This window comes from Rhodanobacteraceae bacterium (assembly GCA_024234055.1).
In the GTDB taxonomy this organism is placed as follows: Bacteria; Pseudomonadota; Gammaproteobacteria; order Xanthomonadales; family SZUA-5; genus JADKFD01.
The window spans coordinates 45,195-60,383 of record JACKOW010000007.1 but is presented as its reverse complement, the minus strand read 5'-3'; the positions used below and the strand labels follow the sequence as shown (position 1 = coordinate 60,383).

General features: G+C 63.9%; 13 protein-coding genes. 8 read left to right on the top strand and 5 right to left on the bottom strand.

The window, feature by feature from the left end; genetic code table 11:
• The first annotated feature begins 17 nt into the window (after window positions 1-17).
• On the top strand, window positions 18-1,544 hold the full coding sequence (locus tag H7A19_13075; protein ID MCP5475760.1) for a DUF4080 domain-containing protein: 1,527 nt from the start codon (window positions 18-20) through the stop codon (window positions 1,542-1,544).
• Between the two features lie 85 nt (window positions 1,545-1,629).
• On the opposite strand, the gene H7A19_13070 is transcribed toward H7A19_13075, so the two are convergent.
• Window positions 1,630-2,172, bottom strand: coding sequence for a glutathione peroxidase (locus H7A19_13070; GenBank protein ID MCP5475759.1), 543 nt, complete (start codon window positions 2,170-2,172; stop codon window positions 1,630-1,632).
• Between the two features lie 189 nt (window positions 2,173-2,361).
• On the bottom strand, window positions 2,362-3,546 hold the full coding sequence (locus tag H7A19_13065) for a PQQ-dependent sugar dehydrogenase (GenBank protein MCP5475758.1): 1,185 nt from the start codon (window positions 3,544-3,546) through the stop codon (window positions 2,362-2,364).
• 194 nt (window positions 3,547-3,740) lie between these two features.
• Here H7A19_13065 and H7A19_13060 point away from each other — a divergent pair, with 194 nt between their 5' ends.
• The 6 genes from H7A19_13060 to H7A19_13035 all read left to right on the top strand — a co-directional run bounded on the left by H7A19_13060 (window position 3,741) and on the right by H7A19_13035 (window position 10,396).
• Window positions 3,741-5,339 carry an NAD(P)/FAD-dependent oxidoreductase gene (locus H7A19_13060; GenBank protein MCP5475757.1) on the top strand — a complete coding sequence of 533 codons (1,599 nt, stop codon included), beginning with the start codon at window positions 3,741-3,743 and terminating at the stop codon, window positions 5,337-5,339.
• Window positions 5,340-5,422: 83 nt separating this feature from the next.
• Window positions 5,423-5,665 (top strand): hypothetical protein, encoded by a 243-nt coding sequence (locus H7A19_13055; GenBank protein MCP5475756.1) that lies wholly within the window; start codon window positions 5,423-5,425, stop codon window positions 5,663-5,665.
• Window positions 5,666-5,884: 219 nt separating this feature from the next.
• Window positions 5,885-6,895, top strand: coding sequence for a hypothetical protein (locus tag H7A19_13050; protein ID MCP5475755.1), 1,011 nt, complete (start codon window positions 5,885-5,887; stop codon window positions 6,893-6,895).
• A gap of 152 nt (window positions 6,896-7,047) precedes the next feature.
• The gene (locus H7A19_13045) at window positions 7,048-7,497 is read left to right on the top strand and encodes a hypothetical protein (GenBank protein MCP5475754.1); all 450 of its coding nucleotides are present in this window, start codon (window positions 7,048-7,050) and stop codon (window positions 7,495-7,497) included.
• A gap of 26 nt (window positions 7,498-7,523) precedes the next feature.
• Window positions 7,524-8,657: an amidoligase family protein gene (locus H7A19_13040; GenBank protein ID MCP5475753.1), complete on the top strand. Its 1,134-nt coding sequence runs from the start codon at window positions 7,524-7,526 to the stop codon at window positions 8,655-8,657.
• A gap of 221 nt (window positions 8,658-8,878) precedes the next feature.
• Window positions 8,879-10,396, top strand: a complete 1,518-nt coding sequence (locus H7A19_13035; protein MCP5475752.1) for a methyltransferase regulatory domain-containing protein — start codon at window positions 8,879-8,881, stop codon at window positions 10,394-10,396.
• Between the two features lie 19 nt (window positions 10,397-10,415).
• On the opposite strand, the gene H7A19_13030 is transcribed toward H7A19_13035, so the two are convergent.
• Window positions 10,416-11,744 (bottom strand): hypothetical protein, encoded by a 1,329-nt coding sequence (locus H7A19_13030; GenBank protein MCP5475751.1) that lies wholly within the window; start codon window positions 11,742-11,744, stop codon window positions 10,416-10,418.
• Entirely contained in the window at window positions 11,741-12,505 is a 765-nt protein-coding gene (locus H7A19_13025) for a response regulator (protein MCP5475750.1), read from the bottom strand. The genes H7A19_13030 and H7A19_13025 overlap by 4 nt, the downstream gene beginning before the upstream one ends.
• Before the next feature lie 74 nt (window positions 12,506-12,579).
• On the opposite strand from H7A19_13025, the gene H7A19_13020 reads away from it, so the two are divergent.
• Window positions 12,580-13,209: a DUF2202 domain-containing protein gene (locus H7A19_13020; protein MCP5475749.1), complete on the top strand. Its 630-nt coding sequence runs from the start codon at window positions 12,580-12,582 to the stop codon at window positions 13,207-13,209.
• Between the two features lie 276 nt (window positions 13,210-13,485).
• Here H7A19_13020 and H7A19_13015 read toward each other — a convergent pair whose 3' ends face one another.
• A complete protein-coding gene (locus H7A19_13015; GenBank protein ID MCP5475748.1) occupies window positions 13,486-15,165 on the bottom strand; it encodes a hypothetical protein in 1,680 nt (559 codons plus the stop codon).
• Between the last annotated feature and the right edge of the window lie 24 nt (window positions 15,166-15,189).

Genomic DNA, 15,189 nt, shown 5'->3' with positions numbered 1-15,189 from the left:
GCGGTCATACTTCGCCGATGCCTGACATCGTCCTTGCCACCCTGAACGCACGCTACGCCCACGCCGCCCTCGGTTTGCGCTACCTGCGCGCCAACCTGGGCGAACTGCACGGGCGCAGTGCCATCCGCGAATTCGTCATCGGTCAGAAGACCGAGGAGATGGCCGAGAAGCTGCTGGCCGATCGACCCCGAATCCTGGGTCTGGGCGTCTATATCTGGAATGTGGAGCAATGCACCCGTCTGGTCGCGCTGCTCAAGCTGGTCGCTCCCGATCTGATCGTGGTGCTGGGCGGGCCGGAAGTCAGCCACGAACCTGAGGTGCAGCCCATCTGCGCCCAGGCTGACTACGTCATCAGTGGCTGGGGCGATCTCAGTTTTGCGCGCCTGGCCCGACAGATCCTGGCCGGCGAAGCGCCGCCGGATAAACTGATCAAGGGTGAGCAACCGCCGTTGGCGGCGCTGTCCATGCCCTATGCCGAATATACCGATGAGGATGTCGCTCGCCGCTACATCTACGTGGAGGCCTCACGCGGCTGCCCCTTCAAATGCGAGTTCTGCCTGTCGGCGCTGGACAAGACGGCATGGCCCTTTGAACTGAACCCATTTCTGGCCGAACTGGAGCAGCTCTACGCCCGAGGCGTGCGCCAATTCAAGTTTGTCGATCGCACCTTCAATCTGAAGGTCGATGTATCGCTGGCCATCCTCGAGTTCTTCCTGGCCCGCATCGACACGACCCCGGACGACCCGCCCTTCGTGCATTTCGAGCTGATCCCCGATCATCTGCCGGAACGGCTGAAGAGCGCGATCAGCCGCTTTCCGGCCGGCACGCTGCAGTTCGAGATCGGCATCCAGACCTTCAATCCCGAGGTGCAGACCCGAATCTCGCGCCGCCAGAAGAATCATCTGGCAGAAGACAATCTGCGCTGGCTGCGCACCCACAGCAAGGCCCATCTGCACGTGGATCTGATTGCCGGTCTGCCCGGCGAGAACCTGGCCAGTTTTGCCGCGGGTTTTGACCGTCTGGTGGCTTTGGGACCGCATGAAATCCAGCTCGGCATTCTCAAGCGCCTGCGTGGCGCCCCGATTGCGCGCCACACCCTGGACTTCGACTTGCGCTTCTCGCCAGACCCGCCGTATCAGATTCTGGCCACCGACTGCCTCGATTTTCCAACCTTGCAGCGGGTTTCACGCTTCGCCCGCTACTGGGATCTGATCGCCAACTCCGGACGCTTCAAGCAGACCCTGCCCTGGCTGCTGGGCACCAGCCCCTTCGCGCGCTTCATGGCCTTTTCCGACTGGCTCTATGCCAATACCGGCCAGACCCACGCGCTGGCGCACGATCGACTGGTGCATCTTTTGCAGCAATTTCTGAGCACCGAGGTCGAAACACCTGCGGAAGCGGAACAGGCCTTGATCGACGACTATCGCTCGGCCGGCGGCCGTTCGCGTCTCAGCTTCGAGTCGGGCGACGTGGTGCTGCCGCCACCGCGCAAACGTCAGAGCGGCTCCACGCCGGCGCGACAGGCGAGGCACTTGACGGCTTGACGGTTGGGTCAGCGTCCAAACATGACGCAAGGTCTGGCTGTGCGGCCGCTTGGGGCCTTGTCCCCCTGCAGCGCCGGGGACTCGCTCAGTGCAGCGCTGCTTCGATCGCTGCTCGCAGCTCCGGTGAATCCGGCTTGACCTTGCTCGGGAAGCTCGCGATGACCTTGCCATCCCTGCCGATCAGGTACTTGTGAAAGTTCCAGCCGGGTTCGCCGCCGCCGTCAGTTGCCAGCTGTTTGTAGAAGGGATCAGCGCCCTCGCCCTTGACCACGGTCTTGGCGAACATCGGAAACTTGACCCCGTAGGTGAGGGTGCAGAACTCCAGGATTTCCTTTTCAGTGCCCGGCTCCTGACCGGCGAAGTCATTCGACGGGAATCCAAGCACGGCAAATCCCTGATCCGATAACTCGGCATGCAGTGCTTCGAGGCCGTCGTACTGCGGGGTAAAGCCGCATTTGCTGGCCGTATTCACCACCAGCAGGACCTTGCCCTCGAACTGGCTGCAGAGGTTCACCGGCTCTTTCCCTGCCAGCGGCCGGAATTCGCGATCCAGCAAAGGCGTACAGGCGGCCGAAGCCGACAGCGAGGCGCAACACAACATGGCAGCAAAGGTCAGGCGAGCGAACATGGCATGGAATTCCTCATCAGAGGCAGCCAGTAGAGCACTGTGTGGATTATGGGCGGGTGAAGACAGCCGGCCCATTTCAGCCCGGGATCGCCACTGGGATCGCCGAGTTGTACTCGGCAGCTTTTGACCCCGGAACAGCGAAGAGCCACAGCGCCGACTGCAAGTCGGCGATCCCAGCGTCTACCCGATTCAGACCTTCGGCGTCAGCTTCAGCAGTCGCGCGTTCGCACCGTCTTCCAGCAGATAGATCGCACCATCGGGCCCCTGCTCGACTTCGCGGATGCGCTGGCCCATGTCGAAGCGCTCCACTTCGCGCGCCGATTCTCCGTCGATCTGGATCCGCACCAGCGATTTCGATGACAGGCCTGCCGCCAGCGCGTTGCCATTCCAGGCGGGGAATTGGTTGCCGGTGTAGAAGATGACATCGCCAGGCGAGATCACCGGGGTCCAGCTGATCGCTGGCGCCGAGAATTCCGGGCGGGTGTCATGATCGGGGATGTCACGGCCGTCGTAGTGATCACCGTTGGAGACGATCGGATAACCATAGTTGGCGCCGCGCACCACGCGATTGAGCTCATCGCCGCCCTTGGGTCCCATCTCGATGTTCCACAACTGACCGGCGGGATCGAAAGCCAGACCGAGCGGATTACGATGACCCAGCGACCACACTTGCGCGGCCACACCGCCCTGCTCGGCAAAGGGATTGTCGGTGGGAACGCTGCCGTCGTCGTTCAGGCGCACGATCTTGCCCAGGTTGCCGCTCATGTCCTGGGCCGGATCGAAGTGCTGCCGCTCACCCGAGCTGATGTAGAGATCGCCATTGGGTGCAAAGGCAATGCGGTGTCCGAAATGACCACGACCGCTCATCTTTGGCGTCTGCTCCCAGATGCGCTCGACATTCTCCAGCGTTCCTCCCGTGTCATGGGTGACGAGCTTGGCCCGCACCACCACGGCACCGAAGGTATCGCCCTCGCCGGCTTCGACATAGCTGAGATAGATCAGACCGTTGTCGGCAAACTTCGGATGCGCCACCACGTCCCCGAGCCCGCCCTGGCCACCATAGGCGACTGTCGGCACGCCGCCGATCTCAAGCGTGGCGCCGTCGAGCGCGTGCAGCTTGAGCACGCCCTGCTTTTCGGTTACCAGCAGCCGGCCGTCTGGCAGAAAGGTCATCGCCCAGGGCTCGTTGAATCGCCCCATGTCCGTGGCGACGAAACTCGAATACTCGGTTGTGGCAGCGCTGTCGCCCGGCGCGGTTGCCGGGCTCGGGCTAGCAACGGGCGCGGGCGCGGCCACAGCCTGCGGTGGCGTGGCGTTGCCACAGGACGCCAGAAGAAGGCCGGCAAGGGCCGTAGTCAGTAGCTGTCTGCTCATGGAAGGTCTCCAAAGGAATCGGCGCGGCTCAAGCGGCTCGCAGCGTGCGGGCATGATTTACACAAATGTGAAGGTTGAAGATAGACCTGCCCATGTCATGGGAAAGTCTGTGGCGAGGCTTGGTGCTCCGCTTTGGCTTGCACCATCGAGTACGCTGGCCGAGCATCCGCCTATTCTGATATTCCGGCCAGATCATGTTGCGACTGACAGAACTCAAGCTGCCTCTGGATCATTCAGAGGCGGCACTCAGGGCGGCCATACTGGAGCGATTGGCGATCGCCGACGCCGATCTGCTGGGATTTTCGGTCTACAAGCGCAGCTACGATGCCCGCAAGCGCGGCGCGATCCTGCTGATCTACACCGTAGACGTCGAACTGCGCGACGAATCATCGGTGCTTGCGCGGGCGCCGAAACACGTCGTCCCGAGCCCGGACATGCGCTATCGCTTCGTTACCAGGGCACCGGACACGCTGAAACAACGCCCGGTGATCATCGGCTTCGGGCCCTGCGGTCTGTTCGCGGCACTGATCCTGGCGCAGATGGGATTCCGGCCGATCGTGCTCGAGCGTGGCAAGGCGGTGCGCGAGCGCACCAAGGACACCTTCGGCTTGTGGCGCGCACACAAGCTCGACCCCGAATCCAATGTGCAGTTCGGCGAGGGCGGCGCCGGCACCTTCTCCGACGGCAAGCTCTACAGTCAGATCAAGGACCCGCAGCACTACGGGCGCAAGGTACTGGAAGAGTTCGTGCTGGCCGGCGCGCCCGAGGAGATCCTCTACGTCAGCAAGCCGCATATCGGCACCTTCCGACTGGTCAGCATGATCGAAAAGATGCGCGCCGGCATTGAAGCCCTGGGGGGCGAGATCCGTTTCGGACAGCGGGTTGAAGATGTATTGATCGAAGCGGGGCAACTGCGCGGCGTGCGACTTGCCTCGGGTGAGGAACTGGCTGCCGAACACGTGATCCTGGCGGTCGGTCACAGCGCCCGAGACACCTTCCAGATGCTGCACGCGCGCGGGGTCTACATCGAAGCCAAACCGTTCTCGATCGGCGTGCGCATCGAGCATCCACAATCGCTGATCGACCAGGCTCGATTCGGCCCACAGGCCGGTCACCCGCTGCTCGGTGCGGCGGATTACAAGTTGGTTCATCACTGCAGCAATGGTCGCGCGGTCTACAGCTTCTGCATGTGCCCCGGTGGCACCGTGGTCGCCGCCACCTCCGAAGTCGGCCAGGTGGTCACCAACGGCATGAGCCAGTACTCGCGTAATGAGCGCAACGCCAATGCCGGACTGGTGGTCGCCATCAGTCCTGAGGACTATCCCGGCGGTCCGCTGGCCGGCATCGAATTCCAGCGCCAGTGGGAGCGCAGGGCCTTCGAACTGGGTGGCGGCGACTATTCGGCGCCGGGTCAACGCGTCGGCGACTTCCTGGCCCGACGCCCGTCCACCGAATTCGGCAGCGTGCTGCCTTCGTACACCCCCGGAGTGCGTTTGGGCGAAATCGACAGCGCCCTGCCCGATTACGCCATCGAAGCCCTGCGCGAGGCGATCCCGGCCATGGACCGGCAGATCAAGGGTTTCGCCATGGCCGATGCGCTGCTGACCGGCGTCGAAACCCGCACCTCCTCGCCCATCCGCATCAAGCGCGGCGCCGACTTCCAGAGCATCAACACCCGCGGCCTCTACCCGGCCGGTGAAGGCGCCAGCTACGCCGGCGGCATCTATTCCGCCGCCATCGATGGCATCGAAGTGGCACAGGCAGTGGCGCTGGCGATGGTCGGGGAACCATGAATCAGATTCGAGCGGACTTGCCAATGGCGCGTATTGCGACAATGCTTCACGCAACAATTCGTCAAGAAGCACGGGAAGCCATCATGAGCACCAGACGCGACCATATCCAGATCGCCTTCGAATCCATTCAGTGCTTTGCCAACGATGGCAAGCTGGACGCCGAGGAACTGGGCAAGCTCGTAGCCATCGCCGAGCGCGACGGTGTCTTTGATCCGGACGAGGTTCGGGTGTTGAGCAGCATCATCAAGCGCATCCAACCGCAGGAAGTCGACGATGTCATGCGCCAGCGCCTTGACGAACTCAGCCAGAAACTGCGCACGCGCTGAGCGAAACGCCGGCTGAGCCAATCATCCGTCGAATCTGGATTTCAGGGGTCAGCCTTTTGAAATACGGGCAGGTCTCGGGTTGATCCATCAGACGAGCGTCTGCTTTCGCCCGCTGCCGAGCTTGAGCATCGCTGCCCTTCCGCGTAGGACTACCGGCACTCGCCTGATTCGGATGACCAATCCGAGACTTGCGACTTCCAGCATGAAGGAGTCTCAGGGATGAGCGGACGATTTGCTCTCGCGTCTGTGTTGGCCAGCCTTGGCCTGGGGATGGTGGGTGGCTACGCGAGCGCAGCTCTCGCAAAGCCGGTGTCGCTGCCGGTCGAATTTCGCTGCGACCGTTTCTTCGTCGAGCCCAAGACCGCCGATGGCGCAAAGCTGCGGCTGTACACCGATACCGGTGGTGGCCTGTGGCTGTCGGAAGCGGCCGTCCAGCGTCTGGATCTGGATGTGGTGACCTTGACCGAGAACGACAAGCCGATGCGCTTCGCCGCACTGCCCGACTTTGCCGCCGGGAAGGGAATTCCGGCACTGGATGCGGACAGCGATCCGCGCAGCGGGCCCGCCCGGGGCAGGCTCTACGTGATGCCCGGCGATCCGCCCGCAGGTTTCGGCGACGGCATGCTCGGGCAGGATTGGTTCGCCGGTCGCCGCTGGACCTTCGACTACGCGAGCGGCCAGCTCTGGGTAGAGGCAACGCCGATCGATGCCCGGGACCCGCACGTCGTTCCACTTGGCTTCCCCACGGACGAATCCGGTCGGCGCAAGGCCAGCTTCCCCAGCATCGTGGCGACGGTCGACGGCGTTGAGCTGCCCTTCTTGTTCGACACCGGCGCCACCATCTCGGCCTCCGCCGAGGCGGCGCAAGCCATCGGCATGAAGGGAGCTGGCGAATGCGGCACCAGTTTCATCGTCGCCAGCGTGTTCGATGACTGGCGCCAGAAGCATCCCGATTGGCAGGTGGTCGAGAATGCCGATGTGCGCAGCGGCGCGGCCGCGGGGGCAGCGATGATCGAGGTGCCAGCAGTCAGCATCGCCGGACATACGGTCGGCCCGGTGTGGTTCACCCGCCGCGCGGACTCCAATTTTCACGAGTACATGTCCAGTTTCATGGACCGAAAAGTAGAGGGCGCCCTCGGCGGTTCGCTGCTGCGCTGGTTTGTGGTCGACGTCGACTACCCCGGCGCCCGCGCCCGATTCACGCGCATTCCCGACTCTGGTCAAGAATAGGTTGGCGGTGAGCGCAGCGAACCCCAACGGCGGGGACTCTGCGGCGTCAACGAAGTTGGGCTGCGCTGTCCCTGCCCGCATGCGGGCTGCTTGGTTGGCGCCCTTGTTCAGGGTTATGCTGGTCTTTGCGCACCATCGCGGGGGTCCGTCGCATGAAGAAGCTGACAGCAACGGTCGGAGTCGCATTGTTTCAGGCAGCCACTATCCCAGCGGCGCTTGCGGACGAGGACTTCGATCGATTCCTGGGGAGTGTGTACACCTATTGCGACGCCGTCGTCCTGGGGCAGTACTGGGGTGAAGCCACCGAGGACGCGAAGGGCAGGATCGGTCGCAAGCTCGGCTGGGGCGACGACGATATCCTGATGCAGGAAGCCAATCAGGCCCGCAGCAACGGGTTGCAGTGCAGCTTCGCCGACACCGAGTTCACCTATGACGACGCCGAAGTCCTGGCCAAGTACTGGAAAATCAGCGTGGACGAGGCGAAAGCGGGACTGACCAAAAAAGCGTCGCGCGGGGAAACGCTGCTGGCCAAGGTGAAAATTGGGGATGCGCGATATGCGCCCCCGGGCGTCTATTACGACGACGGCCCGCCCGGACGCTGAGTCAAGGCTCTTGCGCCACCGCCATCGTGAGCGCTGATATCGATTGGCAAATCGGCGTCGAGATCGAGCTGATCGCGCCGCCGGGCAGCAGCCGGGCCGACTATGCGCGGGCGCTTGCGGACGCCTGCGCAGGCCGCGTTCGCAGCATCTGGCACCAGGATACAGAGCCCAGCCTGGTCGGGGCTCAAGGGGTCTTTGAGAACCTCACCCAAGGCTTTGAGGTCTACGATGCCGCGGGCAATCTGGTCGTTCGCTGCGTCGATGATTTGACGCTGCAACACGATTTGCATCGGCACGCCGCCCCCAAGCCCGGCTGGTGGCGGATCCTCAGCGATGATCCCAGGCTGCTGCGTCTGATCGGTCGGCATGTCGATCCCGCCGCGCAATTGCCAGAAGCGCTGGCAACCGTGCTGCCCGTGTTTGCGGCCGAACTGCTGCCCGTTCCCGATGGGGTCTATCGCCTCATCGATCCCGCCGGGGCACCGCTGGCGCTGGCGGCGCCGCTGCCTGGCGAGCGCGAGCGTGGATGCGAGCTCATCACGCCGCCGATGCGCGCAGGACAGGCGCGCGCACTGACACGGCTGCTGGAACTTGCAAGGCGTCTGGGGTTCACGGTGCCCCGCGAAGGCGCCACCCATCTGCATTTCGACGCGGCGCCACTCTGCAACGCCGAGGCGATCGCAAACCTGGTGCTGCTGTTGTCGACTCATGGACCTGCATTGCGTCGATTGTGCAAGACACCCGCGCACTTCCGGCGTGTCGGCACTTGGCCCGGTGCCCTGCTGTCATGCGTCAATGCGATCGATTTCCGCAGCCTGCCCTGGCCCGAGGCGCAGGCCCGCCTGCGCACCCTGGGGCTGAGCAAGTACTGCGATTTCAATCTGAAGAACATCGCCTATGGCCGCGAGTCCCTGCACACCTTCGAGGTCCGAATACTGCCGGCGTACCTGGATCCAGAGGCTGTGCTGCTCGCCGCGGGCTTGTTCGCGGCACTGCTGCGCCATTGCACGGACCTGACTTCGACAGCGAACCCGGCTTCGTGGACCGGGCTGTCGCTGGCATCTCTGCTTGAGAGAATACCGATGAGCGCGGCGCATCGGGACTACTGGCTGGCAAGGGCGGCCTCCGACCACGCCGAAGACGATGGCTCGGACCGCTGACCCGTAGCCGGACAGTTCCGAGACCATCCTGATCATGGGAAAGGTGCCGGAGGGAACGACGATACTCGCGAGAACGACGTTCACGGCAAGCTACTCGGGCTGGGTGCCCCAGCACTCTCTCGAACACGGACTTGCACGGCCCCCGAAAAGGCCCTGCCGGTTGTTCGGCGGTGGATAAATCGGCACCATCGCCGCCCCACGCCTATCACACCACCATCAGCATGGATGATTGGACTGACGGCTACGTCACCGAGGTGCCGTACAGCGTGAACCATTTCCCCGAAATGGCGCCCGCGCATCTGCGTCTGGCACTGCTGCAGGCCGGGCTGGCCGCGCCCAACACTGACCGTGATTTCACCTATCTCGAACTCGGTTTCGGTCAGGGCCTCGGTCTCAACATGCTGGCCGCCGCACACCCGCAGGGCCGATTCTTTGGCAATGACTTCATGCCCGCGCATGTGGCCGCCGCGCAAGCGCTTGCCGATCAGGCCGGACTCAGCAACTTGCAACTCGTGCAGGACAGCTTTTCCCAACTGCGCGGGCGCGATCTGCCGCCCATGGACTTCATTGTCCTGCACGGCGTCTACTCTTGGGTCAATGCGGACAATCGCGCCCACATCGTTGCGCTGATCGCGCGTTTGCTCAAACCCGGTGGCGTGGTCTACCTGTCCTACAACTGCATGCCTGGCTGGGCCCACAAGGCGCCGCTGCAACGCCTGATGAGCGAAGCCGCGCAAAGGCAAAGCCGCGGCAGCGCACTGCAAGGCTTCCACGCGGCACGCGATCTGCTGAGGCAACTGGACGCCGCCGACGCCGCCTTCTTTGCCAACAACCCCGGCGCGCGCACCGCGCTGCGCGAGATCGCGAACGCCAGCGACGCCTATCTGCTGCACGAATTTGCCCCCCGCGGCTGGACACCCTTCTACTGCACCGATGTCGCCGCCGACATGGGCCGCGCCGACCTGCAATTTGCCGCCTCTGCCAAGCTGTTTTCCAACTTTCCACAATGGTCGTTACCGCCCGAGTTGCGCGCCGTGATCGATGCCACCGAAGACTCAGGGATGCGCGAACTGCTGCGTGATTTCGCCATGCAAACGCCCTTGCGCCGCGATGTGTACCTGCGCAGCCCGCGTACACTCAATGCCGCCGAGATCGAGCAGGAATACGACGCCACCCTGCTCGCCCTGCAACGCCCTCCCGCCAGCTGTGCGCGTCATGTGCGCACGCCGATCACGGCCCTGCACCTGGAGGATGATGTGGTCGACGCGCTACTGGCAGCACTCGCCGGCGGCCCGCAAACCATCGCTGCCCTGAGGGCACTGCCTGCCCTGGCCAACGCCAGTCCGGCCAGCATCCGCGAAACGCTTAACCTGATGCTGTGCCTCGGTTACCTCGGCCCGGCAACGGCCCCGAAAGTCGAAACCCGAGGCCGCGTGCATGCCCTGAACAAGGCCTTGCTCAAACGCCTGCATGCCGGCGAACGCCTGTCCGGTTTTGTATCGCCCGCACATTCCGCAGCTGTCGCCATCGCCTATCACGACCAACTCTTCCTCGCGGCCCAGCAGAACGGGCACAGCAATCCCGATACACTGGCCTCGTATGCCGAAAACGTGCTGCAGATCAGCACCGGGCCCACGGCCACTCCATCGGCATTGCCTGACTTGCAACGCGAAGCGCGCAACTTCCTGCAGTACGGCGACGAGTACTACCGCTCGCTGGATCTGTTCGGCGCTACCTGAGCCCTATTCGCAACGCGACTCACGACGCTGGTTCAGAGATTCCCTGAGCGACTTTCGGCGGTAGCAATAGCCAAAAGCTGCTGCCGCCGCCGCGGCGGGGGCGTAGGCCCAGGGTCCACCCATGAGTGCATGCAAGCTGCCGGGCGATGGCAAGACCCAGGCCACTGCCGCCGCTGGAGTGCTGGCGCGCTGGGTCGCTGCGGTGAAAGGGGCGGAAGATAGCCTCGCGCTGGTCGGCTCGAACGCCGGGGCCGCGGTCGCGCACGCCGATGCAGAGGACACCACGCAAGCGACGGCAGACGAGATCCAGCTTGCCGCCGCCGTGCAGCTGTGCATTGGCAACGAGGTTTGCCACCGTCCGCTCCAGCGCCAATGGCGGCAGGGTTGCAGCGCAGGCGTTCGCGTGCAGTCGCAGTCGCACACTGCCAGGGAGCTGTGCCTCGGCGCCGTCGGCGACGTCCTGTAGTAGCGCGCACAAGTCGAGCGGTTGAGTCGGTTCGGCCTGGCGCGCGCGGGTCAGCTCCATCTGTGCGCCAATCAGACGGTTCATCCCGGCGATGTCGGACTCCATGCGCCGGCGCGCCGCTTCGTCAATGCCGGGCTGCACGCCGAGCGCCATCGACAACCTTGCGAGCGGACTGCGCAGATCGTGCGAGATGCCTGCCATGAGGGTCAGCTCCTGCTCGCGCTGCGCTGCGATCTGCTGCGCCATGGTGTGTATCGCCTGGTCCAGGGCATGCAACTCTTCGATACGACTGGGCAGCGAGGATGCGGGCGCGCCGCCCCGGCCAATCTCGCGGGCGCCCACGGCAAGGGCGCGCACGGGTCGACTGAGCCGCCGCGCCAGCAGGGCGGCCGTCGCCAGGCTGAGCAGCAAGATCGCGCACATCGCCAGCAGCACGGCCCGACCTGGACGCTGCGGCAAGCGTGTCTTGCCGAAGTCGAAACGCAGCCACTGCCGGTCGAATAGAATCTCGACCTGGAAGCGCTGCGGCAGAGTCTCACTGACATGCACGCGTGCAGCGCCGACGCGCAGGCGCAGGGCCTCGCGCAGCAAGTTCAGAAAAGGATGATGACGCACCCCATCATCGAGCGGGCGGGTCACTTCGGCGATCCCCAGCTGGTTCTGCTGACGCAATTCGGTCGCCCATCCGGCGCGCTCTGCCGCAGGAAGCTCGGCGTAGCGTTCGCCCGAAAGCAGCAGCAGCGCAGCAAGGTCATCGGCGCTGCGTTCAGCCAAGGGGCGCAATGCGAGCGCATAGGCCAGCCAGGCGGCGCATGCCAGCGCCAGCGACATGCCAGCGAAAACCGTCCACAACACATTCGCGAACAGGCTCTGGCGCCTCATGGGCGCGTGTCTCCGCGCGGCGCGAACAGGTAGCCCTCGCCCCATGCCGTGCGCAGGTACACCGGTGATTCCGGGGATTCCTCGATCTTGCGTCGCAGCCGGGTCACGCGCACGTCGATGCTGCGGTCGAAAGGCGTGCGTTCGAAGCCGCGCAAAAGCGAGACCAGATGGTCGCGCGTGAGAACCTGATTGGGGTGGTCGACCAGGATCCGCAGCAGGTTGTACTCGCCGGTCGTCAGCGGCACTTCGACCTCGTCGCGCAGCAGCACATGGGCGGCACGATCCAGCCGGAACGGTCCGAAGCGACTGGACTCCGGTGCGGCCGCCGGTGCGCCGCGACGCAGCACCGCGCGCACCCGCGCCAGCAGTTCGCGCGGGCCGAAGGGCTTGGCGAGATAATCGTCAGCGCCGACCTCCAGTCCGACTACGCGGTCGACTTCGTCGCCGCGAGCCGAGACCATGATCACCGGCGGGCCGCCACCGGCGCGCAGGCTGCGCAGCAGCGACAGCCCATCCTCACCCGGCAGCATCAAGTCGAGCACCACCAGGTCTGGGGTATGCAGGGCCATCGATTCGCGCATCGCGCGCCCATCACCGACCCCATCGACCCGGTACCCGTGGTTGCCGAGGTAGCCCACCACCAGTTCCCGTAGCGCCGCGTCGTCGTCAACCACCAGAATGCGTTGGCCCAGTTCTTCGCTCATGGCGGAATGGTAAGCGGAAGGAGAACCGAGACGCTGACCTGAAACAAGCTGAAACATGCTGTTACCGGTCAGAAATCGGGTGGCAACAGCTTGCCTGGACACTGAACTCAACCCCATTCAAGGAGACCATCATGAACAGGCAATGGATTCTGGCGCTGGCGTTGTCTGGCACGCTCAGCATGATTGCCCACCCGGTGGAGGCCGGCCGCGGTGGTGGCGGAGGTCAATGGGTCCCGTCGTTGACCAGTATGGAACAGGCTGACCTGGTGTTCATGCGTCAGGAGGAGAAGCTCGCGCGCGACATCTACCTGCACAGTGAGGAGCGCTATGCGATCCCGCCATTCGCCAACATCGCCGCTTCCGAGCAGCGGCACATGGACGCGATGTTGCAGGTGCTGCAGCGCTACCGCGTGTCCGACCCGGTCGCTGGTTCTCCAATCGGCCAGTTCGCCGATTCCAGCCTACAGGCGTTGCACGACAACCTGCTGGCGCTCGGCGACAACAGCGCACTGACGGCGCTGAAGGTCGGCGGGTTTATCGAGGAAGCCGACATGCGCGACATCGTTGCCGCGATCGATCGTTCAGAGCACGCCGACATTGATCGGGTCTACGGCAACCTGCTGTGCGGCTCGCGCAATCACTTGCGCGCCTTCGCGGGACAGATCGTGCTCGCCACAGGGCTGCCTTATTCCGCGCAGTTGCTGCCGCAGACCGAGGTGGATGCCATCGTGTCCACGCCGCAGGAGCGCTGCGGCAACTGAGTCGGCGCGGGTAAGTAGTGGCAGAAACCCGGACGATCCCAGAAACCACGACTCGGCAGATGCCCGGACACCCAGGCGTTCTGCCGCCACCTCGCGTCATCGCCCGGACAGCGCTACGCGCAGTTCGGGCTACAAGAGCCCAAGGCGCCGGCTTTCGAGCAGGGAGTCCACAAGATGCGCCGGCGTCACGCCCCTCGGACCAGCGCTGAAGAGGAACAGTCGCCACTCGACGTTGACGGAATGGCAGTCTCGCCCGACCGGTCGGGCCGCCACTCGTCATAGCGTCTTCTGATTGACGATCGGCTGATCGCCCGCGGAGGGATGCCTGTCAATGTGCCAATGCTCGCCTTGATCCGCGCTGCGCAAGATGGCCTGGTTTCGGCAGCGCAGGAACAAGGCTTGATCGGTGGAGATGCCGCTCAGCAGCTCGTAGCAAGTGGCTGGCATTACCCTCAGTGCCTTCCAGCTGAACCGATCCTTGGGTTTGGTCGATTCGAGCAGATAGGGCTGCGAACTCGCCTTGATACGCTTGCGGCTGTCGCGGGTCAGTTTGGGGCCAACCAGCATCACGCGATTCTTGTCGACCACGTAGGGTGGGCAGATCTCGGAGAGCTGTCCGCCGATATGGGTGCGCTGAGGTCGTTGCACTTTGAGCCAACTGCTCCCGCCATCCAGGGAATACACGGCATCCTCCTGTTTTCCGCTGAGACCGAATAGATAACCATTCGGCTGCTGGAATGCGGTTATCAAAGGTTGACCGCTGTCCATGGCTTCGACCTGACCGCCCTCGAATCTGAAGCGCCAGCGTTTGGCCCCGATGGCGAGACGAATGCCGCCGTGATCGCTTCCGAGCACGTTGAGACGGGTGGGCAGCGGACTGGTGGTCAACTGTCGATATTCATTGAGACTGACGAAGATTCCATCCGGCCTGAGATCCGCCGGTTCAAAACCCTCCTCCCGACCGAAACTCGCGAGTTCCTGCCAGCTGAGATCAGTCACGGATACGCGCAGCAACATCGCACGCGTCTGAGAACTGGCAAGGACATAGATCTGGCCATCTTCCAGTCGCTCGATCCAGTGCAGCACGTAATTGGCCGGCATGCGCTTCTCGTCCACCCACTCTGCGCCGTCGGCAGACCGGCGAGCCAAGAGGCCGCGATCGCCAACGATCAGCAGACTCCCGTCAATCGCCAGCACGTCATTGATCTCGGTGCTGTAGGGCGTATCGATGGACGTCCAGTGAGCATCTCCCTTGCGCAGCCAGAGCTGCCCCAGCTGCCCCGGAAGTGCCAGCTGACCATCGGCTAGCCGGCGCGGTCGGCCAGTGATTGCCGCGTCGCGCAAGGCCGGTGGTAGCTCGAGCTTCGTCGCCGCGATTCCGGTGGCGTCAAAGCCAGACTCGGGGATCGGCTCCAATGCGTGTTCCGCCGCGGGGACTTCTGCCAGTCGCGGGAATGCGGCACCGAACCAAGGGTGCAGCGGGGGAAGCGCCGGCACTCGAACCATGACACCGGTGGTCTGCCACTGGAGCCAGACCCGCTTGCGCTCACTGTCAGGCAGAAAGTGGAAAACCAAGGCCCCCGCGTCGCTGAACCGGCCCGCCTCGACCCGAAACTTGCCCAGGCTCTCGGGCACAGAGACCTTGTATTCGCTCTCTTCGCCCACCTGCATGACGCGTCCCCAGAATTCGGTCATGCGGTATTCGCCAGCCGGCAAGGCGCCAACAAATATCTGTCCGCTGCTCAGCCCTTCGTGCCTCACGGGCAAGGTGTAGCTCTTGGATTTGCCATCGATCCGCTCCACTCCCAGGCGCGTCCAGCCACGGAAGTTGAGCCAGTCGATTTCGACGTTCGAAACCAGTTGCACCGCAACAAAGCCGACGTCGTCGGGGAAATGCTCCCTCGCATCAAGGTCCGGATTCCAGCCAAAACCGAAACTCCTGGATCCCAGGGTCAAGAGAGCAAGAAATATCCAAGGTCG

Bases quoted from the DNA above. Each gene is read 5' to 3' on its own strand.
- H7A19_13075 (MCP5475760.1), top strand. From the start codon at position 18: ATGCCTGACATCGTCCTTGCCACCCTGAACGCACGCTACGCCCACGCC.
- H7A19_13070 (MCP5475759.1), bottom strand. From the start codon at position 2,172: ATGTTCGCTCGCCTGACCTTTGCTGCCATGTTGTGTTGCGCCTCGCTG.
- H7A19_13065 (MCP5475758.1), bottom strand. From the start codon at position 3,546: ATGAGCAGACAGCTACTGACTACGGCCCTTGCCGGCCTTCTTCTGGCG.
- H7A19_13060 (MCP5475757.1), top strand. From the start codon at position 3,741: ATGTTGCGACTGACAGAACTCAAGCTGCCTCTGGATCATTCAGAGGCG.
- H7A19_13055 (MCP5475756.1), top strand. From the start codon at position 5,423: ATGAGCACCAGACGCGACCATATCCAGATCGCCTTCGAATCCATTCAG.
- H7A19_13050 (MCP5475755.1), top strand. From the start codon at position 5,885: ATGAGCGGACGATTTGCTCTCGCGTCTGTGTTGGCCAGCCTTGGCCTG.
- H7A19_13045 (MCP5475754.1), top strand. From the start codon at position 7,048: ATGAAGAAGCTGACAGCAACGGTCGGAGTCGCATTGTTTCAGGCAGCC.
- H7A19_13035 (MCP5475752.1), top strand. From the start codon at position 8,879: ATGGATGATTGGACTGACGGCTACGTCACCGAGGTGCCGTACAGCGTG.
- H7A19_13030 (MCP5475751.1), bottom strand. From the start codon at position 11,744: ATGAGGCGCCAGAGCCTGTTCGCGAATGTGTTGTGGACGGTTTTCGCT.
- H7A19_13025 (MCP5475750.1), bottom strand. From the start codon at position 12,505: ATGTTTCAGCTTGTTTCAGGTCAGCGTCTCGGTTCTCCTTCCGCTTAC.
- H7A19_13020 (MCP5475749.1), top strand. From the start codon at position 12,580: ATGAACAGGCAATGGATTCTGGCGCTGGCGTTGTCTGGCACGCTCAGC.